The organism is Streptomyces sp. NPDC006512 (assembly GCF_040611935.1).
Classification (GTDB): Bacteria; Actinomycetota; Actinomycetes; order Streptomycetales; family Streptomycetaceae; genus Streptomyces.
Window position 1 is genome coordinate 37,468 of record NZ_JBEXPG010000040.1, and the last position, 25,693, is coordinate 63,160.

Consider the following 25,693-nt stretch of genomic DNA (forward strand, 5'->3'; position numbering starts at 1 on the left):
CGGGCTCAGGCGCCGTCCTCGAACCGGGCCGCCGAGCGGCTCAGCCCCTCGGCGGCCGTGGCGCACCGCTGGGCGAGCTCCTCGACGCGGGCGCGGAACGCGTCCGCCTGCGGGCCCTTCCAGTCGAGGCCGTCACAGGCCCCGCGCAGCCGGTCCGCGCGTTCGCGCAGCGCCTCGGCGTGGCCGCGCAGCCCGTCCGCGGGGCCGGACGGACGCCGCCGGGCGGCCGGGACGCCGCTCAAGACCGCTCCTTCCAGGGGGCGAAGGCGTTGGTCACGCCGTCGAGGGCCGGGGCCAGCTCGGGGTGGTGCCGCAGCAGCACCGTGACCATCGAGTTGCGGTCGATCCAGCGCAGCCCCTCGGCCGTGTACACCTCCGGCCGGTAGTCGGTGGTGAAGAAGCGGTCGCTCTTCAGGCGCCGGCTGGCCATCAGGATGAAGATCCGGAAGAGGGTGTCGCTGAACCCGAAGCCCGCCGGGCGGGGTTCGGCGAGGTTCCCGACGAGGGTGTCGACCCGGTCCAGCCGGCCGTCGTACAGCTCCCGCAGCAGCGGGGTGTCGCCCGGGTGCCCGCCGGTCAGCTCCTCGAAGGAGGTCACCGGCCGCTTGCGCAGCATCTGCCGGTAGGCGTTGTAGCGCGGGATGCCGCGCTCGCGGTCGCGCAGGATGTCCACGGTCCCGAGGTCGATCCGCTCGCCGGACAGCCGGGTCAGGCTGCGCAGCGCGTCGGGGTGGTTGTGCAGGACCAGGGCGCCGGGGTGCGTGACGCCGAAGGTGTACAGCAGGTCGCTCGTGCCGTACTCGTCGACGGAGCTGCGGGTCGTCGCGCCCTGCATGTCGTCGAACCCGACGGACTTGCGGACGCCGCCCCGCCGGTGGTCCCGGACGGTGATCTCGTCGGGGATCAGCGGGTGCAGCCGGTACGCCGAGACGAACTCCTCCGTCATGGAGAACGGCGCCGCGTGGTGGTCGGTCGGGGAGCCGAGGATCCCGCTGAGGGCCTCGCCGCCGATCCGGCCGAACCGGCGCGTGACCCAACGCGGCAGCAGACCGTGCCAGTTGGCGTCCATCGACCACTGGAGCACCGGGGTGTCGAGGATGCCCGGAGTCCACTCCACCGTGTGGATCTTCGCCATCAGGGCGGTGTTCACCAGCCGCGCGGTGTGGAAGATCCGCTCGTCGTCCCAGGTGGGGTGGTGCGAACGGACCAGGTCGCAGATCGCGTTGTGTTCCTTGGCGAACAGCGTGTGCAGCAGCGACAGACCGGCCCAGTAGTCGCTGTTCATGCCGGTGGCGTCGAGGCAGTCCATCCCCGGCCGCGGATCGGCGGGCAGCCGCCCGTCCGTCACGATCAGCCGGCCGTGCTCGCCCGTGCGCAGGGAACGGCAGCGGGCCTCGTCCGACCCGTAGATCTGCGAACCGTCCCACCAGTGCGTGACCGTGTTCTCGTACGTCGGCGGCGCGTCGGGCGAGGTGTGCGCCACCGGGTCGGGGCGGGTGCGGTTCACGCGCATCGGACAGGTGCCGCCCTGCTCGGCCCAGTCGTCGTCGGCGGCCAGCGGGACGGTGAAGGGCTCCGCCTCCTCGTTGTCCCCGTGGTTGGCCCAGCCGTGGTTCTGGAACTGGATCCACGCCGCCGCGAGCAGGTTGAGGGTCGGCGCCGGAACGAAACCGCGCCGCGCCAGCAGCTGCCGGCTGACCTCGCGCGGGCTGGGCGACATCAGGGACTCGTCGTCGTCCGGAAAGGCCATGTGCAAGGGGGAGTTGCGGTCCAGCCGGGTACCCACCCGGCCCATGTCCACGTCGTCCGGGTCGTAGCCGGATCCGTCGTACGAACGGAACGGCGCCGGCCGGACCGTCGGCCGGCGGTCGCGCTCGCCGCCCGCGCCGAACGTGTCGTGCAGATTGTGCCGGCGCAGGTCCTCACGGAGCACCGCCAGGTTCAACAGTCCGATCGGACCCGGCAGTTCGTACCACTCCCGCGTGCGGTTGATCCGGGCGAAGGTCGCCGACTCCAGTCGCTCCAGCAAGCCCGGAGGGCCGTACGGAACGGGCGGCGCGGGCGGCACGGCACGGCGCGCCTGCCCGGGCAGCAGCCGCTCACCCCCGGGCGCCTCGGCCTCGGAGGAGGCCTGCGGGGGAGTCGATGGGGCGATGTCGGTCATACGGGGTCCTCAGCGGTCGTGAAGGGTGAAGAGATGCGTACCGGTGACCCGGCCGCGGAAGGCTGCGAGTTCGGAATCGACGTGCGTGCGCGCGTGGGGCACGTCGTGTTCGAGGTTGTGCGCGTACCGCTCGGCGGCGTGGCACAGCGGGAAGGCGTGGGTGTCGTCGGTCCACGTGAACTCGGTGAACTGGGCCGGCAGCGCGTACGGGGATACCGTCGAACGGCCCTCCAGGCTCGGCACGATGTCGTGCTCGTTGACCAGCGAGACCACCTTGGTCCGCGGATCCGCAGCCCGCTTCTGGTCGATGGGCGACCCGATCGCGACGACGTGCGTCACCGTGTACAGGGCGTTGAAGTCCGCGGTCGCCGCCAGGTTCATCGCGGTGATCCCACCCTGGCTGTGACCCACCAGCGCCACCTCCGCACCGGACGGGACGAGCCGGCGCAGCGCCCGGACCACCGCCCGGGTGTACGCCGTTTCGGTACCGCCCACCGCGTTGAGCGCACCCACCAGGTCCTGCGGGCTCTCCTCGTTGAACCCCTTCCCCATGCCCGCGAGCTGCACCACGAAGCGACGCGTCCCGTCCGGCCCGTCGACCTCCTGCACCAGCAGCAGACCGCGGGTGCCGATCAGGCCGATGTTGCGGACGTACCCCACGATCGACCCCGAGGCGTCGATACCGCCGAGCAGCTCCGCCGGGGCCTCGTGGGGTTCGGCGCGGCCCCGGCCCCGGTCGAGGAACGACCAGAAGCTGCCACTGACACCGAGCAGGAACTCCGAGGTCAGCGCCCGGTTGGTGGCGATCTGCCAGCCCGCGCCGTCGTTGAAGGGGTTCTCGTCCGTCAACGCGTTCCAGGCCATGATGTCCGCGAACGACGGCGCGAGGAGCGCCAGGGCGTACTCGGCGCCCTTCTCCGTCAGCAGCCCCTTGAAGATCCGTACGGCCTCCGCCTGCCGGTCCTCGTCGATGGCCCGCAGCACCCGGGAGGTGGTCGGGTTCTCCAAGAGCTCCGGATGCCGCACCGAAGCGGCCCGGATCCGCGCCTTCAGTCCCTCCACGGCCAGACTGACCGCCAGGTTCTCCCGGCTCGTCAGGATCCCCGCCAGCCACACGGCCCGCGCGAGCGGGCCGCGCCCGTGCGCCCCCCAGCCGAAACCCTTCGGATCCGTCAAGGTGGCGAGCAGTGACCGCTGGGCGCGCCGCGCCCGCCGGGGCCCGGCCGCCGCCAACGGCAGCCGGGGCCCGAGCGCGACCTGGGAGGCGTAACGCGTGGCCTCGCGCACGGCGTCGGCCGCGTCGGCCAGCTCACGGCATACGTGGTGCAGGGAAGCGACGTCCGGTTCGGTGACGGACACGACGGGGCCCTTCTTTCTGGGGGTTCCTTCGCCTCCGGGGCGCTCGCGGCCGGGCTCACGGCGCGTGGAGGCGGCCGGTGTGCCGGGGGTCAGGACTGGAGGCGCAGGCGGATGGCGGCGGTGTCCAGGACCCCGGGGAGCGGGCGGCCGGGGTCCAGGACGGGGCGGGCGCCGGTGATGCGGTGGCCCCGCAGGACCTCGGCGCAGACCAGCGAGGTCAGCAGCAGGGCGATGTGCTCGCCCGGGCAGCGGGCGCCGCCGTGGCTGAACGGCGCGATCCGGGTGTCCTCGTGCACGCCCGGTACCAGCCAGCGGCCCGGCGCGAAGAGGTTCGCGCCGTCCACCTGGTCGGGATCGCGCTGGTGGAAGCCCATCGGGACCAGGACGTCCGTTCCGGCCGGGTAGCGCACCCCGCGCCACTGCGTCTCGGTACGGGTGACCCGTACGAGGTCCGGGACGATCGGGTACAGCCGCGTCGACTCCTCCAGGCAGGCCCGCAGCCGGGGCAGGCCCGCAACCCGGGCCGCCGCCTCCGTACGGGCCGCGTCCTGCTCGGCCGGGTGATGGGCCAGCAGGAGCAGGGTCCGGGCGACGACGGGAGCGGCGAGGTCGATGCCGAGGAGCCAGTGGTGGGTCTGGCCCAGCGGGTCCGTGCCCTCGGGGGAGGGCTCGGCCAGGGCCCGGGCGGCCAGGGAGTGGGCGGGAGCGTCGGCTGCGTACCGCGCGATCCGGGCCTCGACCCTCCCGTACAGGGCCCTGGTGGCCTCCGGCTTGCTGCGGCCCATCCAGTTGCCCTGGCCGCGCAGGGTGACCAGCCAGTCCGTCAGCTCCTGGTCGTCGGCCGCCTGGTCGCCGAGGACGACCCGCCGCGAGATGCGGGTCATCGTCTTCCAGAGCAGCGGGAAGTCGACGACGGGCCGGGCGGTCAGCCGCCGGCACTCCTCCTCGACGACCGTCCGGAACTCCTCGCACGAAGGGTGCACCGGCTGGTCGGAGGCCAGCGCCCGGTCGTTGACCCGCCTTCGGTCCTCGCGCACGGCGCCGTGCGAGCAGATCACCCCGGTGGGTTCGAAGACCGACAGGCTGCGGTACTTGTCGGGGGCGTCCATCGCGAGGACGTCCACCGGCTCCTCGAAGAACCGCCGGATGTCCTGCTCGTCGAACAGGACGAGCATCTCGCCGGACAGCGCCCGGACCTGTACGGGCGCTCCGCCGTGGCGGGCCTTCAGCGCCCGCAGGGTCGCGGTCGACCAGCTCGGCTGGTCGATCCGCGAGTACATCGACATGACCCCGAAGCGGGGGTTGGCGACGCCGCGGACGAACACCGGCAGGGTGTGGGTGGCCACGAAGCGGAGCGTCTCCGCCAGGCCCGCCCGGACCGGCGGCGGGCCGAAGACCTCGCCGCGGACGCCCTCGGGCGCCTCCGCCGACTGGGTCACGCCGTCACGACCTTCCCGGGGTTGAGGAGGTTCTTCGGGTCGAAGAGGCGCTTGAGCCCCCGCTGGAGTTCCAGGGAGACGGGGCCCAGCTCGCGCTCCAGCCACTCCCGCTTGAGGGTGCCGATGCCGTGCTCCCCGGTGGTCGTGCCGCCCAGTTCGAGGCCGGCCGCCATGATGTCGTCGTACGCGGTGCGGGCGCGTTCGGCCTCGGCGGGGTCGGAGGGGTCGAAGACGACCGTCGGGTGCAGGTTGCCGTCCCCGGCATGCCCCAGGGTGAAGATCTTCAGCCGGTGCAGGGCGGCGATCTCCTCGATCCGGCCGACCAGCGTGGACAGTGCGGAGCGGGGCACCGCGACGTCCTCGATGAAGGCGGTCAGGCCGCCGCCGCGGGCGGCCATGTACGCGGCGAGGGCCGGACTGACCAGGCGGCGAGCCTCGATGATCGCGCGGGCCTCCTCGTCGGTCGCGGAGGTCGCGATGTGGTCGGAGCCGGCCTCCTTGCAGAGCAGTTCCATCGCCGTGAGGTCCGCCGAGGGGTTCGCGGTGTCGCTCTCGACGATCAGGGTGGCGGCGCTGCCGGGGCGCAGCAGCGGGTGGCGGCCGAGGGCGACGACGGCCTCGGTGGTGGCCCGGTCGAGGAGTTCCAGCGCGGACGGGGTGTGCCCGGCCGCGATGATCGAGGCGACGGCGTCCCCGGCGGCGGTGAGCGAGGGGAACTGGGCGAGGAGCGACAGCGCCGGGGGCCGCGCGGGCCGCAGGGCGAGGGTGGCGCCGACGACGACCGCGAGGGTGCCCTCGGAGCCGACGACGAGGCGGGTCAGGTCGTACCCTGCGACGCCCTTGGCGGTGTCGTGGCCGGTCCGCATGCGGCGGCCGTCGGGCAGGACCAGGTCCAGGCCGAGGACGTAGTCGGCGGTGACCCCGTACTTCACGCAGCAGATGCCGCCCGCGCCGGTGGCGATGTTCCCGCCGATGGTGCAGTGCTCCCAGGAGGCCGGGTCCGGCGGGTACGTCAGCCCGAACTCGGCCACCGACTCGGCCAGGCGGCGCGTGGTGACCCCGGGCTCGCAGCGGACCAGCCGGTTGGCCGGGTCGATGGACAGGATCCGGTCCATCGCGGTGGTGGACAGCACGACGCAGCCGTCGACGGCGTTGGCGGCGCCCGCCAGTCCGGTGCGGGCGCCCTGCGGGACGACGGGGACGTCCAGCGCGTACGCGGTCCGCATGACGTGCTCGACCTGTTCGGCGGTCCGGGGAACGGCGACCACCGCCGGGGTGCCGCACTCGGAGAAGGGGGCGGAGTCCCGGGAGTGCGCGGCGAGGGACGCCGGGTCGGTCAGCAGGACGTCGTCGGGGAGCGCGGTGCGGAGCGCGCGCAGCAGGGGGGTGTCGGTGGTGAGGGGCATGCCGGCCTTCCGGGACGGTGCGGTGCGGTGCGGTGCGTGCGACTGCGGGAGGGCTGCGAAGAGCTGCTGCGGGCCGCTACATCGTGGGGAGTTCGGTGGTGACGGGGACGTCGATGAGCACCGGGCCGTCCTGCTGGAGGGCCGACTCCCGTACCAGCTTGGCGAGTTCCCCGGCGCCGGTGGCCCGGTGGGCGCGCACGCCGTAGCCGGTGGCGATCGCCGTGATGTCGAGCCCGGGGATGTCGAGGCCCGGGGCGCCCTGGGCGTGCTCCACCTGCGCGAACCACTGGAGGATCGCGTAGCTCTGGTTGCTGAGGACGACGAAGGTGACCGGGATCTTGTAGGCCGCCGCGGTCCACAGGGCCTGGACGGCGTAGTGGGTGGAGCCGTCGCCGATGACGCAGACCACGGGCCGGTCGGGGGCGCCGAGCTGCGCGCCGACGGCCGCGGCGAGGCCGAAGCCCAGGCCGCCGCCCGCCGTGAACAGGAAGGAGCCCGGGGTCGCGATCCGGGTGGCGTCGTGGAACTGCCCCAGGTTGGAGGGGGATTCGTTGATCCACAGGGTGTTCTCGGGGGCGCCCTGGGCGATGGCCGTCATCGCGGCCAGCGGGGTGAGGGTGCCGTCGACGGTCTCGACGGACTCCGCCCGGCCGATCCGGGTCGTGGCGGGGGCCTCCCGGCCGGGCAGCTCGGCGAGCAACGCCCTCACGGTCAGGGCGAGGTCCGCGACGATCGCGTCACCGACGGGGGCGCGGGCCGCCTCGTCGGCGTCGCGGGTCAGCTGCACCAGCTCCGCGCCGGCGGGCAGGTAGGCGCCGGGGACGTAGGGGTAGTAGCAGAACACCGGGGCGCCGATCACGAGGATCAGGTCGTGGCCCTCCAGGCAGCGGGAGAGCGGGGCGATCGCCGGGGGCAGCATCCCCCGGTACTGCGGATGCGACTTGGGGAAGGCGATCCGGCCCTCGGTCGGCGCCGACCACACGGGCACCCCGGTCCGCTCCGCGAGCGCGACGACCGCGTCCCAGGCCCCGGCGGCGTCCACGTCGTTGCCGACGACCAGGACGGCGCTGCGGGCACCCGCCAGCCGTCCCGCCAGCTCCCGCACCACGTCGGAGGACGGGAGGGCCGCGTGCGTCACGATGCGGGCCGCCGTCCGCTGCGCCGCCCGGTCCTCGGACTCGTCGAGGGCCACGTCGAAGTCGTCCATCGGCAAGGAGAGGAACACCGGCCCCTGCGGGGGCGCTTCGGCGATCTGCACGGCACGGGCCAGGGCCGGCGCGACGTCCGCGGGGCGCGGGGGCTCGTACGCCCACTTCACCGCCGGCTGGGGCAGGAGCGTGGACTGGGGGTTGGTGAGGAGGGCCTCCATGGTGAGCATGGCCCGGACCTGCTGCCCGGCGGTCACCACCATGGGGGTCCGGTTGGCCCGGGCGTTGAGGATCGCCCCCATCGCGTTCCCGGTGCCCGGCGCGGTGTGCAGGTTGACGAGGGCGGTGGTGCCGGAGGCGAGGGCGAAGCCGTCCGCCATCCCGACGACGACCGCCTCCTGAAGTCCGAGCACGTACCGGAAGTCGTCCGGGAACTCCTTGAGCATGGGCAGTTCGGTGGAGCCGGGATTGCCGAACACCGTGGTCATCCCGCGTGTTCGCAGGACGTCCAGGACCGACTCTCGAACCGTGCGCATGGGGGATCCTCCGCGAAACCGACGGGAACGGTGCGTGATCAATGCATCACACTGTGTCGACCGGGATCAAATTCCATGATCCGTTCGTGTCGGTCCTCGCGGAAGGGTGGCCGGCCGTCCCCCGGGCGTGTTAACGCGCCGGTGGACGGCCCGCCGTGGGCGTCCGCTACGGCTTCCCGCGCACCGGTTCCCGCTCGTGCGCCTCGATGCGGCACATCCAGTGCCCGTCGGTGCTCCAGCCCAGCAGCCGCCGGGCCCGGCCCCCGTCGGCGGCGCCGTCCGGGCCGAAGGCACCGCCGCCGGCGACCAGGCGCAGCCCGGCCAGGGCGGGCGCCAGACGGGCCCGGACGTGGGCCGGCCGCCCGGCGGCCTCCTCGTCGATCCAGGCCAGTACGGCGCGCCGGTCCGTCTCCTCGCACAGCGAGAGGTGGAAGAGCATCTGCCGCCAGGCGTACGCCGCGTCCTTGACCGCGGGCAGCGGGCGCGGGTTGCCCTCGACCCGGGCCACCAGCCGGCAGACCGCGTCGAAGCAGTCACGGGCCAGGCCCGCCCACCCGGGCAGCGGCGCGATCCCGGCCCGCGCGACCAGGGTGGCGAGGTTGTGGGTGGTGAGGATCTGGGCCTGCTCGATCACCGTCCCGTTCGCCGCCACCCCCCAGGCCCCGTCGGTCCCCGCCCGGTCCGCGCACATGCGTGCGAAGTCCGGTGCGCTGCGCGCCCGGTTGACGCCGGTCGCCCGATCGGCCGCGCGGGCCACCGCCATACGGCGCACCGCCCGGTAGTCGATGCCGTAGTAGCGCGCGTACAGGCTGCCGTCGAGGAGTTCGGCGGCGACCCGCGCGGCCACCAGGAACTTGGGCGTGAAGGTGCCCGTGAAGATGTCGGCGGCCAGCTCCTCCACGAACGGCGCACCCAGTTCCGCCTGCCCCGCGAGCTGCGCCAGTTCGCGCACCAGGGGGTTGGGTAGCACCGTCGCGGGAAACGCCCGTACGGCCAGTTCGCCGAGCCGGCGCACCGCCTCGTGGGCCGGCTCCCGGACGTCCTCGCCGGCGCTCCGGTGCCCCGACACCGCCCGGACCCAGGGGAGTTCCTCGATCCGCACCTGGTGCCGGAGGTCGAGCAGCAACAGCGAGCGGCGGCTCCGGAAGGCACGGTACGTCGCCGCCATCAGGTTCCGCAGCGGCCCGTCGGCGTACCGCTCGGCGGTCACCGCGGCGACGAGCTGCGGCACGAGCTCGGCCAGTACCTCGGCCGAGGGGACCACCCCCCGCTCCACCAGCACCTCCAGCGGGGCGCTGAGCGCGCCGGCGACGGCGGCCGCGACCGCGGGCGGGACCACCGCCCCCTCGGGCAGACCGGTCTCCCGGGCCTCCTCGGCGCTCACCGGGGCCACCGGGGACGCCACGTCCGGCGTTCCGCTGCCCTGGTCGAGGCGGGAGACGCGGCGCAGTACCAGGGCGGCCAGCGCGTGGTGCGCCGGCAACCCCGCCTGCCGGGCCTGGATCCGCCGCAGCCGGGCGTGTCCGGCGGAACCGGGCAGGCCGCGCTTGGCGACCATCGAGGTGACGGCCACCTCCAGCAGCCCGGCGAGCCGGGGCGCGAGGGCGCGGCCCGCCACCTGCTCCTCCAGCGCGCGCCGCAGGATGGCGGCGTTCGACTTCGGGTCCAGGTGCTTGGTGCAGCGGGTGTGCTCGGCGGCGAGCGCCCCGTAGCGCGCCAGCAGGGCCGCCCCGTCGGCGTGCCAGTGCGGGCCGGGCGCACCCGTACGCGCCTCCAGGCGATGGGTGAGGAGTTCGTCCTCGAAGGGCCGCCACACGGCCAGGGCCTCGCGCTGGGTCTCCACGGAGGCGTTCGGCCCGCGCCGCGCGAGCGCGGCGGTGGCCTCGCCGACGGTCCGGCGGTGCACGGAGTCCACCCCGGGCGCGGGCCGGTCCGCGGGCCGCGGGGTGAACCGCAGCCGGTCCGCGAACGGCTCCAGCACCCCGACGAGTTCCGCCGCCGCGTCGAAGTCCCCGGCGCGCACCAGCCACGCGACGGCCGCCAGCGCGGCCTCCTCCGGCACGCGCACCTCGTAGCGGCCGCTGTCCAGCAGCTCCCACAGGCCGCGCAGTCCGTCCTCGGTCAGGCAGTGCGCGAAGAGGGCGGCGCGCGTGGCCGGTACCGCGGCCCGCCGTGCGGCCTCCTCCTCGTACGGCAGCAACGGCCCGCCCGCGGAGGCGGCGCCGGTGACGAAGCCGCCGGTGACCACGTCCGGGGTGACCCAGGCGGGCAGCCCGGCGACGGGGGTGCGCGATCCGACGGAGAGCACGCCCCGGGCCATGCCGGACAGGACGTCCTGCCACTGGCGGATCCGGGTCGCGGCCCGCTCGCGCGTGGCGGCGTCCGGGTGGTCCGCGGCGGTGCGCCGGGCCCGGGCGAGCCGGTCCGCGGCGTAGGAGGGGTCGACGGAGGGTGACGGGTCGGGGAGCTGCTTGTCAGCGTTGGCGTTCATGGCCGGCGTGGCAGGTTCCGCCCCTGCGCCCTCCGGGTCCCGAGCCCGGTGCTCTGCTGCTGAGCTACACGCCGTCGTTTCTCGGCCACGAACGTAGTGCGAGGCCCGCGGGACGTACAGCGGATTTCACGGCGGCCCGCCCCGTCGGACGTGGGCGGGCCGTCGTGCGGCCCTTCGGCGGCGCACTCGATAAACCGCATTAGTGCGGCCGGCTCCCGACCGTCGACAAGAAGTCAAACCCGGCCCCGCAAATCACCTTCGTTATCGAAACGATATATGCGCCGGAGGGGTCTGAACTAAAGCGCATCAGTCCAGGTGGGATGGGGGCCAGGTGATGCCGTTCGGGAGTCCGTCGACCCCCCTGTCGGGATTCGGGACGTATGTACCGTCGGCCAACGGGACTTCGGACACGTTGACGGGGTCCGGGTTTCCGGACAGCGTGGGCACGGCTCTCCGGCAGCGAGGCCGGAACTTCCCCCGAAGGCGGCGAAGATGACTCGTTCCCAGGCGACGCGTACGGCCATCACCACCCTGCTCGCGGGCACCCTCCTCTCCCTGTCCGCGTGCGGCCTGAACGGCGGCGGCCAGGGCGGCGGGAACACGAAGGACACGGAGAGGACCGGCACCGTGTCCGGTGAGATCACCTTCCGCACCCTCCAGTTGAAGCCGAAGTTCACCGGCTACGTCCAGGGCGTCATCGACTCCTTCGAGCAGCGCCACCCGGACGTCACGGTGAAGTGGGAGGACGTCCCCGGCGACGGCTACAACGAGAAGCTGGTCGCCGACGCGCAGGCCGGGGCCCTCCCCGACGTCGTGAACCTCTCCACCGACTCCTTCCAGCTGCTCGGGGACCGCGGGATGCTCGCCGACGTCGCCAAGCTGGACGGCGGCGTAGCCAAGGACTACGTGCCCGGCGCCTGGGAGCAGTTCAGACTCCCCGGCAAGGGAGACGGGGTGTACGCCTACCCCTGGTACGTGACACCGGAGATCCTCACCTTCAACAAGGACCTCTTCGAGAAGGCCGGCCTCGACCCCGCCCAGCCGCCCACCAGCGTGGAGCAGTTCTTCGACTACGCCGAGCGGATCGCCGCCCGGTCCGGCGGCCAGTACTCCGTCTTCATGGCCGACCCCAAGGGCCGCCTCCCCGGGGACTGGCAGAAGATGGGCGTCCCGATCCTCAACGAGAAGCGGGACCGCTTCACCTTCGACACGGACAAGGCCGTCGAATGGGTCGGGCGGATGAAGGACCTGTACTCCAAGGGCGCCATGCCCAGGGAATCCCTGCTCAAGTCCGACGACATCAACCAGCTCTACGGCGCCGGCAAGCTCGTCTTCGGCCCCGGCTCACCGGGCTTCGTCAAGGACGTCCGGCAGAACGCCCCGCAGGTCTACGAGCGCACCCAGGTCGCCGGCGCCGTCACCGGCCGCCTCGGCCACATCGGCATCTACGCCCAGGCACTCGGCATCAGGAAGGACACCGCACACCCCGACGCCGCGGCCGAGTTCGCCAAGTGGGTCACCAACGGGCCGAACCAGGTGGAGTTCTCCCGGAAGGCCACCATCTACCCGTCCAACGCGAAGGGCCTCGCCGACCCGTACTTCTCCGACCGGGGCGACGGCAAGGACGCCGAGACGGTGGCCCGCGCCGTCGGGGCCGAGCAGCTGAAGAGCGCCGCGCTCGACGCCAACACCCCCGTCGAGTGGACCAGTCAGGTCGGCGACGCGGTGGTGCGCGAGATGCAGAAGGCCATCCAGGGGGACCAGGACGCGAAGACCGCGGTGCGCAAGGCCCAGGAGGAGGCCAACAAGCTCCTCGCCGCCGCGGCCCGGCCGTGACCGCGAAGGCGGGGGCGGCCCGAGGCCGTCGGGCGAGCCCGCAGGCCGATCCGGGACTGCCGCACCGGACCTGGTGGACGCCCTACCTCTTCCTCGCCCCCGGCCTGGTCATGGTGGCCCTGTTCAGCATCTGGCCGTTCGTCAACACCGTCGTCCTGTCCTTCACCGACGCCCAGATCCTGCGCGGCGGCGGCTTCGTGGGCTTCGCCAACTACGCCCGCGCCCTTCGCGACCCGGACTTCTGGGTCGCCACCGGCAACAGCGTGCTCTACTTGGCCGTCGTCGTCCCCTGCCTGGTCCTGCTGCCGCTGGCCCTCGCCGTCCTCGTCCAGACGAAGGTCCCCGGCATCGGGCTCTTCCGCTCGGCCTTCTACACGCCGGTGATCGCCTCAGCCGTCGTCGTCGGCCTCATCTGGCAATGGGTCCTGCGCAGCGACGGCCTCGTCAACACCGTGTTCCGGGCCCTCGGTTTCGTCTCCGAGCCGGTGCCGTTCCTGACGGACAGCACCATGCTGCTGGTCTCCGCGATGATCGTGACCGTGTGGAAGGGCCTCGGCTACTACATGGTCTTCTACCTGGCGGCCCTCGGGAACGTCCCCGCCTCCCTCCACGAGGCGGCCGCCCTCGACGGCGCCGGAGCCGTCCGCCGCTTCTTCAGCATCACCATCCCGCAGGTCAAGCCCATGATGCTGCTGGTGGGGACCCTCTCCGCCATCTCGGCGCTGCGCGTCTTCACCGAGATCTACATCCTCGGCGGCGAGAGCGGCGGTCCCGGCGGTGGCGCCCGCACCCTGCCCTTCCTGATCCGGCAGGTGGGCCTCGGCTTCTCCGGCGAGACCGGCTACGCCTCGGCCATCTCCCTCCTGCTGTTCCTGCTGACGCTGGTCTTCAGCCTGCTGGGCCGCCGCCTGTCGAAAGGGGACGAGAGTTGAGCACCGCGCGAGAGCGGGGCACCGCGCGGGAAGTGAGCACCGCGCGAGAGCGGCGCACCGCGCGGGAAGTGAGCACCGCGCGAGAACCGGGCGCCGCGCCAGGGCCGAGCACGAGCACCGTGCCGCCCCCTCCGGTCCGTGCCGGCCTGCGCCGCCGCCGGCTCGGCCTCGCCGCCCGGTACGCCACCCTGCTGCTGATGCTGGCCGTCATGCTCGGCCCGATCGTCTGGCAGTTCCTGACCTCGGTCCGCGGCCGCACCGAGAACGTGTACGACGGGGTGCTGCCCTCCCGGCCCACCCTCGACAACTACGTCCTGGTCGCCGAGTCCTTCCCGCTCCTCCAGTACGTCGGCAACACGCTGACCGTGGCGGCCCTGGCCGTCACCTCCAACATGCTCTTCGCCGCGATGGGCGGCTACGCCCTCTCCCGGGCGGGCTGGAAGGGCCGCAAGAGCGTCTTCACCGTCCTGGTGGCGACCCTAATGTTCCCCTTCGAGTCCGTGATGATCTCGATGTTCCTGACGGTGCGGGAGATGGGGCTCGTCGACACCCTCATCGGGGTCTGGCTGCCCGGCGCGGTCTCCGTCCTGAACATCATGGTCATGCGGGCGGCGTTCCTCTCCGTGCCCAGGGAACTGGAGGAGGCCGCGGTCCTCGACGGGGCGAACGAATGGACCCGCTTCACCCGGGTCTTCCTGCCGGCCGCCAAGGGCGCCCTCGCCGTCGTCTGCATCACCAGCTTCATGGGCGCCTGGGACGACTTCCTGTGGCCCCTGCTCGTCCTCACCAACAGCGACCACTACACCCTCCAGCTCGGCCTGAAGACCCTGGCCGGCGCCACCACCACCAGCGACCAGCGGGTCATCGCCGCCGGCGCCATGGCCGCCCTGATCCCGATGATGCTCCTCTTCTTCGCCCTCCAGCGTTACTTCTTCAAGGGCGTGGGCGAAGGCGCCGTCAAGATCTGACCGCCCCGGCCGCCCCGTACAGCGCCCCGTCCGCCCGCCCACCGCCCGCCCACCGCCCGCCCATCGCCCGTCCACCGCCTGACCGACGCCCACCCGACCCTCCCGCCTGGAGCCGCCGTCATGCACGACGACCGCAGCATCACCGAACACCGCCTGCGCCGCGTCCTCACGGAGCGCGTCAAACCCGCCGTCCGCTCCCGCTCGGTGCCGCTCACCGTCGAGCGCTGGGACGCCCCCGGGGAACCCGTCCCCGTCACCGAGGGCCTTGCCGCCCCGTACGGGCCCTGCGCGGCCGGGGACGCCTGGGGCCCCGCCTGGGGCACCACCTGGTTCAAGGTCACCGGCTCCGTGCCCGCCGACTGGGCCGGGCGCACGGTCGAGGCCGTGCTCGACCTCGGCTTCGACCGGATGATGCCCGGCTTCCAGTGCGAGGGCCTGGTCCACCGCCCCGACGGCAGCGAGGTCAAGGCCCTCAACCCCTACAACGACTGGGTGCCCGTCACCGACCGCGCGGAGGGCGGCGAGAGCGTCGAGTGGTACGTCGAGGCCGCCTCCAACCCGGTCCTGGTCGACCACGCGGCCACCTACGAGGGCGACCGGCAGACCAGCGGGGACCAGCCCCTCTACCGGCTGGCCCGGATGGACCTCACCGTCTTCGAGACGCAGGTCTGGGAACTCGTACAAGACCTCGAAGTGCTGGGCGACCTGATGACCCAGCTCGACGGGGCGGACGCCCGCCGGTACGAGATCCTGCGCGCCGTCGACTCCGCGCTCGACGAGCTCGACCTCACCGACGTACCCGGCACGGCCGCCGCCGCCCGGGACCGCCTCACCGCCGTCCTCGCCGCCCCGGCCAACGCCTCGGCGCACCGCATCAGCGCCGTCGGCCACGCCCACATCGACTCCGCGTGGCTGTGGCCGCTGCGCGAGACCGTCCGCAAGGTGTCCCGGACCACCTCCAACGTGGTCGCGCTGATGGACCGGCACCCCGACTTCGTCTTCGCCATGTCCCAGGCACAGCAGCTCGACTGGATCAAGACGTACCGGCCCGAGCTCTTCGAACGGATCAAGAAGAAGGTCGCGGACGGCCAGTTCGTGCCCGTCGGCGGCATGTGGGTGGAGTCCGACACCAACATGGTCGGCGGCGAGGCCATGGCCCGCCAGTTCCTCTACGGCAAGAAGTTCTTCCTCGACGAGTTCGGCATCGAGACGAAGAACGTCTGGCTGCCCGATTCCTTCGGCTACACGGCGGCCATGCCGCAGATCGTCAAGCTCTCCGGCTCCCGCTGGTTCCTGACCCAGAAGATCTCCTGGTCCCAGGTCAACCCGTTCCCCCACCACACCTTCTGGTGGGAGGGCATCGACGGCACCCGCGTCTTCACGCACTTCCCGCCCGTCGACACCTACAACAGCGACCTCGGCGGCGCACAGCTGGCCCACGCGGCCCGCAACTACCGCGAAAAGGGGCGTGGTTCACGCTCGCTGGCCCCCTTCGGCTGGGGCGACGGCGGCGGCGGACCCACCCGCGAACACCTGGCCCGCGCCCGCCGCCAGCGAGACCTCGAAGGCTCCCCGCGGGTGGAGGTGGAGCGGCCCGACGCCTTCTTCGAGAAGGCCCACGCCGAGTACGAGGACGCGCCCGTCTGGGCCGGAGAGCTCTACCTGGAACTCCACCGCGGCACCTACACCTCCCAGGCCAAGACCAAGCAGGGCAACCGGCGCAGCGAATCGCTGCTGCGGGAGGCCGAGTTGTGGGCCGCGACCGCCGCCGTGCGCGTCCCCGGCTTCGGCTACCCGTACGAGGACCTGGAGCGGCTCTGGAAGACCGTGCTGCTCCACCAGTTCCACGACATCCTGCCCGGGTCCTCCATCGCCTGGGTGCACCGCGAGGCCCGCGCCACCTACGCGGCGGTCCGCGAGGAGCTGGAGGCGATCACCCTGGCCGCGCAGAGCGCCCTGGCGGGGCCCGGCGAGGAGGAACTCGTCTTCAACTGTGCCCCGCACACCCGGCGCGGCATCCCGGCCGGCGGCGCCGGACGCCCCGCGGCGCCCGCGCAGCCCGTCACGGTCGAGGAGCGGCACGGCGGCGGGCACGTCCTGGCGAACGGCCGGCTGCTGGTCGAGGTCGACGGCAGGGGACTGATCGTCTCCGCCTACGACCTGGAGGCGCGCCGCGAATCGCTCGCCCCGGGAACCGCGGCGAACCTGCTCCAGATCCACCCCGACTTCCCGAACATGTGGGACGCCTGGGACGTCGACGCCTTCTACCGCAACAAGGTCACCGATCTCGTCGCCCTGGACTCCATGGAGGTCACCGACAGCGGTCCGGACGCGGCGACCGTCACGTTGACCCGCTCCTTCGGCTCCTCCACGGCGGTGCAGACGATCACCCTGCGGGCCGGCGCCCGGACCGTCGACCTCGGGGCCGACGTGGAGTGGCACGAGACGGAGAAGTTCCTCAAGGCCGCCTTCCCGCTCGACGTGAAGGCCGAACGGTCCTCCTCCGAGACCCAGTTCGGCCACGTCCACCGCGCGACCCACACCAACACCTCCTGGGAGGCGGCCAAGTTCGAGATCTGCGCCCACCGATGGATCCACGTGGAGGAGCCCGGCTGGGGCACGGCCCTGCTCAACGACTCCACGTACGGGCACGACGTCACCCGGGACGTGCGCCCCGACGGCGGCCAGACCACCACGGTCCGGCTCTCCCTGCTGCGCGCGCCCCGCTATCCCGACCCGGAGACCGACCAGGGCCGCCACACCCTGCGCTTCTCCCTCGCGCCCGGCGCCACGATCGGGGACGCGGTGCGCGAGGGCCACGCCCTGAACCTGCCCGAACGCACCCTGACCGGTGCGGAACCCGTCGCACCGCTGCTGTCCGTCGACGAGGGGGCGGTGGTCGTCGAGGCCGTCAAACTGGCCGAGGACCGCGGCGGCGACGTGATCGTACGGCTCTACGAGTCCCGCGGCGGCCGGGCCACCGCCACCCTCACCCCCGGCTTCGCGATCACGGCCGCGGTGGAGAGCGACCTCCTGGAGCGCCCCCTGCCGGGCACGGCCGTAGCGGCCCCCGCCGCGGACGGCACCGTCCCCCTCACGCTGCGCCCCTTCCAGATCGTCACGGTCCGGCTGCGCCGGGCCTGACCCCGGGGACGCGGCCCGGGACCGTCATCGCCCCAGGGCCGCGTCCCACGCCTCCGGCGTCCGGTGGTGCCCCCGGTGCCCGGCGGCGAGTACGGTGCGCAGCGCGGCCAGGTGCTCCGTGTCCGGAGGGAGGTCCAGCCCGTCGAGGAGCGCGAGGCCCTCGGCGGGGTCGAGGTCCCCGTACACGTCGTGGTAGCAGAGCAGGACGGCCCGGAAGAGGGCGTGGTGCAGGGCGGGTACGCGGGCGGCGGCCCGGTAGGTGGCGGCCTTCGCGGGCCAGGGGACCGGTCCGGAGGACTCCAGTACGCGGCGGGCCCGGCGCAGCAGGGCTTCCGGTGCGCCGGGCAGCAGCCGGTCACGGTCGTTGCCGAGTACCTCGGCGAAGGCCGTCTCCGAGGTGGTGTGGTCCTCGAACCATTCGACCCAGAGCGAGTAGGTGATCGCCCCGGCGACCACCGGCGCCTCCAGCCGCTTCCGGTAGCCCTCCCACAGGGCCCGGACCGCCACCGGGTCCGGGTCCTCCCGCAGGACGAAGCCGATCTCCACGGTCACCCAGTAGTCGTCGAGGAGGTCCGCGAGGCCGAGGCCGAGCCGGATCCCTTCGGCCGGGTCGGGGCTGTCGTCCAGGATCAGGTCACGGGCCCAGGCGTGGGTGACGTCCTTCGAGGTGAGCCGGCCCTCCCCGGACCCGCCGTCCGTCCACTCGTCCGCGCCGGTCCGGCGCACGCCCTCCCGAGCCAGCCGGCGCCGGGCGAGCTCGCCGTCGGGCAGGTCCGCCAGGAACGGGGAGACGGCGGCCAGGAACGCGTCGGGCGCGGCGGCGTGCACGAGGTGGCCCACCGGGATGGTGGTCAGCCGGGCGTCGGGGACCAGACGGGCCAGCGCGGCGAGGCCGTCCTGCGGGACGTGGCTGGTGGGGCCGCCCGCCACGACCAGGGTCGGGGCCGTGATCCGTCCGAGCCCCTCCCGCCAGGCGGGATCGGGCCGGTCCAGCTGGGCCCGTACCGCGAGGACCATCGCCCAGTCGAAGTCCAGGTCGCCCTCGGGCCGCACCGGGGCCACGGGCTCGCGGGGGCGCAGGTCCGGTACGTCCTCCAGTACGAGCCGGACGACCCGCCAGGGCTGTTCCTGCGCGACGAGGCAGGCCACGGCCCCGCCCGCGGAATGCCCCACGAGGTCCACCGCGTCCAGGCCCAGGGCGTCGAGGAACCCGAGCACGTCGTCCCGCATCAGCTCCAGCGAGTACCGCTCCGTCCGCGCGCTGCGGCCGTGCCCGCGCAGGTCCAGGGCGTAGACCCGGCGCTCCCGGGCGAGTTCGTCCCGTACGGGGGACCAGTGCGCGGCGGTCTCGCCCAGTGCGGGCAGCAGGAGCACCGGGTCGCCGTCCGCGGGACCGGCCGCCTCGTACGCCAGCCGCACCCCGTCCACCGTCACCGTGCGCCGCTCTTCCATGATCCCGAGGCTATCGGGGCCGTGAACTGCGCCACAGGCGGGGGAGGGGCGGGCCCGTGGTGGCGGGATCCGGTGTCCGAACCGCCCCCATCTGTTTATGCACCTAGTTGCAAAACCGGCTGCCCCTCGCTAGAACAGGTTCATCACCCCCGCGCGAGGAGGCGCCCCCCATGAGTTCCCAGAGCCGGTACCCGCACCTGCTGAGCCCCCTGGACCTCGGTTTCACCACCCTGCCGAACCGCGTGATCATGGGTTCGATGCACACCGGCCTGGAGGAGCACCAGGGCGGCTTCGAGCGCCTCGCCGCCTTCTACGCCGAGCGCGCCCGCGGCGGCGCCGGCCTGATCGTCACGGGCGGCATCGCCCCGAACGACGCCGGACGCCCCTTCGAGGGCGGCTCCCGGCTGACCACCGAGGAAGAGGCCGCCGAGCACCGGGTGATCACCGAGGCGGTGCACGCCGAGGGCGGGAAGATCGCCATGCAGATCCTCCACTTCGGCCGCTACGCCTACCACAAGGACCTGGTCGCCCCCAGCGCCCTCCAGGCCCCCATCAGTCCCTTCGTCCCGAACGAGCTCTCCGACATCGAGATCGAGCGGACCGTCGAGGACTTCGTGCGCGCCGCCCGCCTCGCCAAGCTCGCCGGCTACGACGGAGTCGAGATCATGGGCTCCGAGGGCTACCTGATCAACGAGTTCATCGCGGCCGCGACCAACCGGCGCACCGACCGCTGGGGCGGCGCGTACGAGAACCGCGTGCGCTTCCCGCTGGAGATCGTCCGCCGCACCCGCCAGGCCGTCGGCGAGGACTTCATCCTCGTCTACCGCCTGTCCATGCTCGACCTGATCCCCGGCGGCTCCACCCTCGACGAGGTCGTCCACCTCGCGAAGGAGGTCGAGGCCGCGGGCGCCACCATCATCAACACCGGCATCGGCTGGCACGAGGCCCGCATCCCCACCATCGCCACCTCCGTACCGCGCGGCGCCTACACCTGGGTCACGAAGCGGCTGATGGGCGCGGTGAGCGTGCCGCTCGTCACCAGCAACCGCATCAACACCCCCGAGGTCGCCGAGGAACTGCTCGCCGACGGCCGCGCCGACCTGGTCTCCCTCGCCCGGCCCTTCCTCGCGGACGCCGACTTCGTCGCCAAGGCCGCGGCCGGCCGCTCCGAGACCATCAACACCTGCATCGGCTGCAACCAGGCCTGCCTCGACCACACCTTCAGCGGCAAGATCACCACCTGCCTGGTGAACCCCCGCGCCTGCCACGAGACCGAGCTCGTCCTCACGCCGACCCGGCTGAAGAAGCGCGTCGCCGTCGTCGGCGCCGGTCCGGCCGGCCTCGCCTGCGCCGTCTCCGCCGCCGGGCGCGGCCACGCCGTCACCCTCTACGAGGCCTCCGGCCGCATCGGCGGCCAGCTCGACGTCGCCCGCCGCATCCCGGGCAAGGAGGAGTTCGAGGAGACCATCCGCTACTTCGGCACCCAGCTCGTGGACAGCGGCGTCGAGGTCCGGCTGAACACACCGGCGGACGTGGCGGCCCTGCGCGACTACGACGAGGTCGTCGTCGCCACCGGCGTCACCCCCCGCACCCCCGCCATCGAGGGCGTGGACCGGGACAACGTGGTCAGCTACCTCGACGTCCTGCGCGACGGAGCCCCCGTCGGCGAACGCGTCGCGGTCGTCGGCGCGGGCGGCATCGGCTTCGACGTCGCCGAGTTCCTGACCGACAGCGGGGAGGGCGCAGCCCAGGACCCCGAGGTCTACTTCCGGCACTGGGGCGTCGACACCGCCTACGCGGGCCCCGGCGGCCTCACCGCCGCCGAACGCCCCGCCCCGCCGCGCCAGGTGCACCTGCTCCAGCGCAAGACCACCAAGGTCGGCAGCGGCCTCGGCACCACCACCGGATGGATCCACCGCGCGGAGCTCAAGCACCGCGGCGTGGTCTCGGTCGCCGGGGCGACGTACGAGCGGATCGACGACGAGGGCCTGCACATCACCGTCGACGGCGAACCGCGCCTGGTTCCCGCCGACACGGTCGTCCTGTGCACCGGCCAGGAGCCCCGCCGAGACCTGTACGAGGAGCTGCGCGCCGCCGGGGTCGAGGCCCACCTCATCGGCGGCGCGGACGTGGCCGCCGAACTCGACGCCAAGCGGGCCATCCGCCAGGGCACCGAACTGGCGGCCACCCTCTGACCGAAGCCCCTTTCGGGGCAACGGTGTTGTGGCGGCCCGCCCGGGCCGCCACAATCCTCGGGTGACGCTGACACCGGCAGAAGCCGACAGGATCCTCGCCGACAACTTCGCCCCCTGGGTGCTGGCCCTCGGCCTCACCGTCGAGGAGACGGGCACCCGGCACGCCGTGCTGCGGCTGCCCTGGTCCGAGTCCCTGGCCCGGGACGGCGGAGGCCTGAGCGGGCAGGCCCTGATGGCCGCCGCCGACACCGCGACCGTCGTCGCGATCTCCGCCGCGCGCGGCGGGTACGGCCCCATGACCACCGTCCAGCAGTCCACGAGCTTCCAGCGGCCCGTGACCGGCGCCGACGTGCTGATCGACGTACGCGTCACCAAACTCGGCAAGCGGATGGCCTTCGCCGACGTCACCATGACCCCGGACGGCGCGGACGAACCCGCCGCCAAGGCCTCCACGGTCTACGCCCTGCTCGGCTGACCGTCCCCGGCGTCAGCGCTCCGCGCCAAGCGCCCGGACGCCGGTGAGGGCTTCCGCCCGGTCCCAGAGGCGGGCGTTGGCCCCGCGGTCCAGGGCGCGGCGCGTGATGCGGGCCTCGGTGGACGGGCCGACCAGGCCGAACGTCCCGCCCGGCCCGTAGTAGCCGCCCGCGGCCGCGTCCGGGCTGGTCGCGGCGTACAGCAGGGGCTCGGTGCCGGGGCCGACCTCCTGCTTCGGGAGGAAGTCGAGGGTGCTCACGAGGCGGTGCAGCCGGGACGGCTTCCCCCGGCCGAGGCTGGCTCCGGCCGTCTGCAGGTTCGTCTTCGTGTAGCCGGGGTGGGCGGCGGTGCTCCGCAGCGGCCAGTCCCGGTCGGCCGCGAGCTCGGCCAGGTGCCGGGCCATCATCAGGTCGGCCAGCTTGGACTGGGCGTAGGACAGCATGGGGTGGTAGCGCCGCCGCTCGTACTGGAGGTCGTCGAAGTCGACCCGGCCGAAGTTGGCGGTGCCGCTGCTCATGGTGGTCACGCGCGGGGCCGGGGCCGCCAGCAGCGCGGGCAACAGCCGTACGGTCAGGGCCAGCGGGCCGAGGAAGTTGCTGCCGAACTGGAGCTCGAAGCCGTCGGCCGTGGTCATCCGGGCCGGCGGGGCCATCACCCCCGCGTTGTTCACCAGCAGGTCGAGCGGGGTGCCGTCGGCGAGGATCCCGTCGGCGAAGGCGGCGACCGAGGCGAGGTCGGCCAGGTCGATCCGGCGCACTTCCAGCCGTGCCCGCGGGTGGCCGGCCAGGATCTCCGCGCGAGCCCGCTCGCCCTTGGCGGGAGTGCGGACCGCCAGCACCACGCGGGCGCCCGCCTCCGCGAGGCGGCGCGCCGCCTCCTTGCCGGTGCCGCTGTTGGCGCCGGTGACGACGACGAACTTTCCGGACTGGTCGGGAACGGCGTACATGACGGCTCCTTGAGGGCGGCGGCAGCACGGGGCGGTCAGCGCGAAAATAACAGACCGGTGGTCTGCTGCTCTCCTCCGAAGCTAGCAGACCGCTGGTCTGATAACAACAGACCGCAGGTCTGTACGCTGGGCGCGTGTCCATTCCCTCGAAGTTCCAGCGGGCCCGCAGCGAGGAGCAGCGCGCCGCCCGCCGCCAGGCGATCCTCGACACCGCCGCCGGGATGCTCGCCGAGATGCCCGTCGCCCAGGTCACCCTGAACGAGCTCAGCCGCCGGGTCTGCCTCGCCAAATCCAACGTGCTGCGCTACTTCGAGTCCCGCGAGGACGTCCTGCTGGAACTCCTGGCCGCCGCCTCGGCGGAACTCGTCGGCCACCTGGAGCAGACCCTCGCCGGGGAGCTCGACGCCGTACCGCCCGCCGGGCGCCCCGACCGGCTCGCCGGCTGCCTGGCGCGCGCCCTGGCCGAGCGGCCGGTCCTGTGCGACCTCATCAGCGCCCAGGCCGCCGTCCTGGAACGCAACGTCTCCCCGCAGGTCGCCGCCCGGTACAAGCGGTCCGCCATCGCCCAGGCGAGCGCCCTGGCGGCCCTGCTCGCGGCCCAGCTCCCCGTGCTGGGGGAGCGCGACGCCTTCCGTTTCGTCGCCGGCGCGCTCATGGTCACCGGCGCGGTGTGGGCCCACGCACATCCCTCCGCCGCGATGCTGGCGGCCTACGCCGAGGACCCGGACCTGGCCGTACTGCGCCTGGACTTCACCGACACCCTCCGCGAGACGCTGGAGGTGCTGCTCGCGGGGCTGCTGGCGCGCGCGGAGCGTACGGGTCTGGAATCGTGACCGCGTAGGGCAACCGTGACCGCGCGGGACGACGCGGTGGACGTACGGCGAAGGAGCGGCACATGGGCGGACAGTTCGAGGCGACCGTCGAGATCGACCGGCCCGTGGAGGCGGTGTTCGCCTATCTGGCCGACGGCCGCCACGACCCGGAGTTCAGCCCGCGCGTCCAGGAGATCACGAAGGTCCCCGACGGTCCGACCGCCGTCGGCACGGTCTTCCGGAGCAGGGTCAAGGACGCCGGCATGAAGACGGGCCGGGAGTTCCGCATCACCGCCCTCGAAGCGCCGGGCCTGATGCGCTGGAGCGAGCAGAGCAAGAACCTCGTGACGGCCGAGGGCGGCTACGACCTGGAACCCCTGCCCGGCGGCCGCACCCGGGTCCGGATCTTCAACACCCTCGAAGGGCACGGGCTGGGCAAGCTCCTCGTCGGCCTCGCCGTGGGCGCCGCCCGCAAGGACGCCCCCGCCTTCGGCGGCCGCATCAAGGCGGCCGCCGAGGCGGCGCTGCCCGCCTGAGCGCGTGCCCGGGCGAGCGCGTGCCCGCCGGGCGCACGGGCGTCAGAGCGGGCGGATCCGACGGGTCAGAAGCGCGGGCCGGACGGGAACGGTGACGGCGCCGGCGACGGCAGCGCCTCACGGCGTTCCGCCGGGGCCGGCGGGCTCTGGCATGTGATGTCCTTGGCCGGCAGCCGGCCCGTCGCCAGGTAGGCGCTGACCGGGGCGGTCACGCAGGAAAGGGGATCGGCGAGGTACACGGCGTGGCCCTCGCCGCCCCGCGCGAGGACCATCCGCGAACCCTTCAGGGCGCGGTGCAGGCCCTGGCCGCTGACGAGCGGCGTCTGCGAGTCCCATTCGTTCTGCACCGTCAGGACGTTCGCGCGCTTCGTCATCGGCGTGGCCCCCTCCACCGAACGCTGCCAGAACGCGCAGGGCTTGATGTTCGAGGCCATGTCTCCGTACAGCGGGTACTTCGCCTTGTCCCGGGCCGCGTCGCGCGCGTACTGCCCCGGATCGCGCGGCCAGGCCGCGGTGTCCCCGCAGACCACGGCCCAGAACGCGGCGGTGCTGTTGTCCGCGGGCGGTTCGGGCGCGTTCGCGACGCGCGACGCCGTGGGAGCGGCGTGCCGGGCGGATTCCAGCGCCTTCTTCAGGTCGGGCACGGTCAGGCCCGGCGGGCGGGGCGTGCCCTCGGCGGCCGCCTTGAGCGCGGCGATCAGGGGCGCTGCCTGCGCGGGGGAGAAGAACAGCCCCCGCAGGGTGCGGATGTCATCCCCCGTCACTTTCACCCCGTCGAACTCGACGGGCTCCCGGTCGGCGCGCGCCACCAGGTTCCAGAAGGACGCGGACACCGCGGCCGGGGTGGCGCCCAGCCCGAACTCCCCGTCGCGTTCCGCCGTCCAGCGCGTCCAGCGGGCGAAGGCGGGTTCGGCCTCCGTGGCCCACACCTGGAACATGCCGCGCCAGGCCCGCTGCGGGTCGACGCCGCTGTCGAGCACGAAGCGGTCGGTGCGGTCCGGGAACATCTGCGTGTACACCGAGCCGAGGTGGGTCCCGTACGAGTAGCCGAGGTAGGAGATCTTCCGTTCGCCCAGCGCCGCCCGGATCGCGTCCATGTCCCGGGCCGTGTTGCGGGTGGTGATGTGGGGGAGGACCGAACCGGCCTTCTCGCGGCACTTGTCCGCGACGGTGCGCGCCCAGGCCACGTCGGAGGGGAAGGTCTCGGGCCGGTACGGCCGCTGGAAGTTCTCCTCCTCGGGGGCCAGCCCACAGCTGACCGGACTGCTGGTCCCGACCCCCCGCGGGTCGAAGCCGATCAGGTCGTACTTCCCCCTGAGCTCCTCCGGCAGCGCTTCCCGCATCTCCAGGGGCAGGTTGAGTCCGGGTCCGCCCGGACCGCCGGGGTTCAGCAGCAGGACCCCGTGCCGCTCCGCGGGCTTGTCGGCCTTGATCCGGGATATGGCGATGTCGAGGGTGCGGCCGCGGGGCTGCCGGTAGTCGAGGGGCACCGTGAGCGTCGCGCACTCGAACGAGGCCGGCTGCTCGGTGCTGCAGCGGTGCCAAGCGGGCTTCTGCGGACCGTAGTCGGGGACCGGAGCGGCGGCGGCCCCGGTCGCGGTGAGCAGGGGGAGGGAGGTGGCGACGAGCCCGGCGGTGGCCAGCAGGGGGGCGATGCGTTGCATGCGCACGAAGGGCCGTTCCTTTCGGAGAAGGACGTTTCCCTGCCCACCCTGGGCCAAGCGAAGGCCGGGCGAATCATCCCTCAGGGTGCCTCTCGTGCTCCTCACGAATGAGCGGAATTCCGGACAACTGGCCGACACGCCGGGCAGGTTGGGTCCGCCGGCGGACCCCCGCACGCGGATACCGCCCGGAA

At 73.2% G+C, this 25,693-nt stretch carries 18 protein-coding genes and 1 tRNA gene; 8 read left to right on the forward strand and 11 right to left on the reverse strand.

The window, feature by feature from the left end:
• Positions 1-5: 5 nt before the first annotated feature.
• The 8 genes from ABZZ17_RS26090 to ABZZ17_RS26125 form a co-directional block, all read right to left on the reverse strand.
• Complete coding sequence (locus tag ABZZ17_RS26090; RefSeq protein ID WP_356879068.1) at positions 6-242, reverse strand: hypothetical protein; 237 nt, start codon at positions 240-242, stop codon at positions 6-8.
• Positions 239-2,164, reverse strand: a complete 1,926-nt coding sequence (locus ABZZ17_RS26095; protein WP_356879070.1) for a peroxidase family protein — start codon at positions 2,162-2,164, stop codon at positions 239-241. The genes ABZZ17_RS26090 and ABZZ17_RS26095 overlap by 4 nt, the downstream gene beginning before the upstream one ends.
• 9 nt (positions 2,165-2,173) lie before the next feature.
• On the reverse strand, positions 2,174-3,523 hold the full coding sequence (locus ABZZ17_RS26100; protein WP_356879072.1) for an alpha/beta fold hydrolase: 1,350 nt from the start codon (positions 3,521-3,523) through the stop codon (positions 2,174-2,176).
• 89 nt (positions 3,524-3,612) lie between these two features.
• The gene (locus ABZZ17_RS26105; protein ID WP_356879074.1) at positions 3,613-4,962 is read right to left on the reverse strand and encodes a cytochrome P450; all 1,350 of its coding nucleotides are present in this window, start codon (positions 4,960-4,962) and stop codon (positions 3,613-3,615) included.
• A complete protein-coding gene (locus ABZZ17_RS26110) occupies positions 4,959-6,368 on the reverse strand; it encodes an FAD-linked oxidase C-terminal domain-containing protein (protein WP_356879076.1) in 1,410 nt (469 codons plus the stop codon). The genes ABZZ17_RS26105 and ABZZ17_RS26110 overlap by 4 nt, the downstream gene beginning before the upstream one ends.
• A gap of 76 nt (positions 6,369-6,444) precedes the next feature.
• A complete protein-coding gene (gene mdlC / locus ABZZ17_RS26115) occupies positions 6,445-8,052 on the reverse strand; it encodes a benzoylformate decarboxylase (RefSeq protein WP_356879078.1) in 1,608 nt (535 codons plus the stop codon).
• Positions 8,053-8,218: 166 nt separating this feature from the next.
• Entirely contained in the window at positions 8,219-10,543 is a 2,325-nt protein-coding gene (locus tag ABZZ17_RS26120; protein WP_356879080.1) for a hypothetical protein, read from the reverse strand.
• A tRNA-Pro gene (locus ABZZ17_RS26125) sits at positions 10,543-10,617 on the reverse strand. The genes ABZZ17_RS26120 and ABZZ17_RS26125 overlap by 1 nt, the downstream gene beginning before the upstream one ends.
• 418 nt (positions 10,618-11,035) lie before the next feature.
• Between ABZZ17_RS26125 and ABZZ17_RS26130 the strand changes: the two genes are divergently transcribed.
• The 4 genes from ABZZ17_RS26130 (at position 11,036) to ABZZ17_RS26145 (ending at position 17,423) form a co-directional block, all read left to right on the forward strand.
• Positions 11,036-12,379 (forward strand): sugar ABC transporter substrate-binding protein, encoded by a 1,344-nt coding sequence (locus ABZZ17_RS26130; protein ID WP_356879082.1) that lies wholly within the window; start codon positions 11,036-11,038, stop codon positions 12,377-12,379.
• A 110-nt stretch (positions 12,380-12,489) separates the two neighbouring features.
• Complete coding sequence (locus ABZZ17_RS26135; RefSeq protein ID WP_356879140.1) at positions 12,490-13,311, forward strand: sugar ABC transporter permease; 822 nt, start codon at positions 12,490-12,492, stop codon at positions 13,309-13,311.
• Between the two features lie 119 nt (positions 13,312-13,430).
• Positions 13,431-14,279, forward strand: coding sequence for a carbohydrate ABC transporter permease (locus ABZZ17_RS26140; RefSeq protein ID WP_356879084.1), 849 nt, complete (start codon positions 13,431-13,433; stop codon positions 14,277-14,279).
• A 120-nt stretch (positions 14,280-14,399) separates the two neighbouring features.
• Complete coding sequence (locus ABZZ17_RS26145; protein WP_356879086.1) at positions 14,400-17,423, forward strand: glycoside hydrolase family 38 C-terminal domain-containing protein; 3,024 nt, start codon at positions 14,400-14,402, stop codon at positions 17,421-17,423.
• Positions 17,424-17,447: 24 nt separating this feature from the next.
• On the opposite strand, the gene ABZZ17_RS26150 is transcribed toward ABZZ17_RS26145, so the two are convergent.
• The gene (locus ABZZ17_RS26150; protein ID WP_356879088.1) at positions 17,448-18,875 is read right to left on the reverse strand and encodes an alpha/beta fold hydrolase; all 1,428 of its coding nucleotides are present in this window, start codon (positions 18,873-18,875) and stop codon (positions 17,448-17,450) included.
• A gap of 170 nt (positions 18,876-19,045) precedes the next feature.
• On the opposite strand from ABZZ17_RS26150, the gene ABZZ17_RS26155 reads away from it, so the two are divergent.
• A complete protein-coding gene (locus tag ABZZ17_RS26155) occupies positions 19,046-21,070 on the forward strand; it encodes an NADPH-dependent 2,4-dienoyl-CoA reductase (protein WP_356879090.1) in 2,025 nt (674 codons plus the stop codon).
• Positions 21,071-21,131: 61 nt separating this feature from the next.
• Positions 21,132-21,545 carry a PaaI family thioesterase gene (locus ABZZ17_RS26160; protein ID WP_356879092.1) on the forward strand — a complete coding sequence of 138 codons (414 nt, stop codon included), beginning with the start codon at positions 21,132-21,134 and terminating at the stop codon, positions 21,543-21,545.
• 12 nt (positions 21,546-21,557) lie between these two features.
• On the opposite strand, the gene ABZZ17_RS26165 is transcribed toward ABZZ17_RS26160, so the two are convergent.
• Positions 21,558-22,490: an SDR family oxidoreductase gene (locus ABZZ17_RS26165; RefSeq protein ID WP_356879094.1), complete on the reverse strand. Its 933-nt coding sequence runs from the start codon at positions 22,488-22,490 to the stop codon at positions 21,558-21,560.
• 140 nt (positions 22,491-22,630) lie between these two features.
• Here ABZZ17_RS26165 and ABZZ17_RS26170 point away from each other — a divergent pair, with 140 nt between their 5' ends.
• Together ABZZ17_RS26170 and ABZZ17_RS26175 are read left to right on the forward strand one after the other, a co-directional pair.
• Entirely contained in the window at positions 22,631-23,323 is a 693-nt protein-coding gene (locus tag ABZZ17_RS26170) for a TetR family transcriptional regulator (protein WP_356879143.1), read from the forward strand.
• A gap of 62 nt (positions 23,324-23,385) precedes the next feature.
• Positions 23,386-23,838, forward strand: a complete 453-nt coding sequence (locus ABZZ17_RS26175) for an SRPBCC family protein (protein WP_356879096.1) — start codon at positions 23,386-23,388, stop codon at positions 23,836-23,838.
• A gap of 65 nt (positions 23,839-23,903) precedes the next feature.
• On the opposite strand, the gene ABZZ17_RS26180 is transcribed toward ABZZ17_RS26175, so the two are convergent.
• The gene (locus tag ABZZ17_RS26180; RefSeq protein WP_356879145.1) at positions 23,904-25,502 is read right to left on the reverse strand and encodes an alpha/beta fold hydrolase; all 1,599 of its coding nucleotides are present in this window, start codon (positions 25,500-25,502) and stop codon (positions 23,904-23,906) included.
• Positions 25,503-25,693: the final 191 nt, after the last annotated feature.

Coding starts and splice junctions, on each gene's coding strand:
- ABZZ17_RS26095 (WP_356879070.1), bottom strand. CDS start 2,164: ATGACCGACATCGCCCCATCGACTCCCCCGCAGGCCTCCTCCGAGGCC.
- ABZZ17_RS26110 (WP_356879076.1), bottom strand. CDS start 6,368: ATGCCCCTCACCACCGACACCCCCCTGCTGCGCGCGCTCCGCACCGCG.
- mdlC (WP_356879078.1), bottom strand. CDS start 8,052: ATGCGCACGGTTCGAGAGTCGGTCCTGGACGTCCTGCGAACACGCGGG.
- ABZZ17_RS26120 (WP_356879080.1), bottom strand. CDS start 10,543: ATGAACGCCAACGCTGACAAGCAGCTCCCCGACCCGTCACCCTCCGTC.
- ABZZ17_RS26130 (WP_356879082.1), top strand. CDS start 11,036: ATGACTCGTTCCCAGGCGACGCGTACGGCCATCACCACCCTGCTCGCG.
- ABZZ17_RS26135 (WP_356879140.1), top strand. CDS start 12,490: ATGGTGGCCCTGTTCAGCATCTGGCCGTTCGTCAACACCGTCGTCCTG.
- ABZZ17_RS26145 (WP_356879086.1), top strand. CDS start 14,400: ATGCACGACGACCGCAGCATCACCGAACACCGCCTGCGCCGCGTCCTC.
- ABZZ17_RS26150 (WP_356879088.1), bottom strand. CDS start 18,875: ATGGAAGAGCGGCGCACGGTGACGGTGGACGGGGTGCGGCTGGCGTAC.
- ABZZ17_RS26155 (WP_356879090.1), top strand. CDS start 19,046: ATGAGTTCCCAGAGCCGGTACCCGCACCTGCTGAGCCCCCTGGACCTC.
- ABZZ17_RS26165 (WP_356879094.1), bottom strand. CDS start 22,490: ATGTACGCCGTTCCCGACCAGTCCGGAAAGTTCGTCGTCGTCACCGGC.
- ABZZ17_RS26175 (WP_356879096.1), top strand. CDS start 23,386: ATGGGCGGACAGTTCGAGGCGACCGTCGAGATCGACCGGCCCGTGGAG.
- ABZZ17_RS26180 (WP_356879145.1), bottom strand. CDS start 25,502: ATGCAACGCATCGCCCCCCTGCTGGCCACCGCCGGGCTCGTCGCCACC.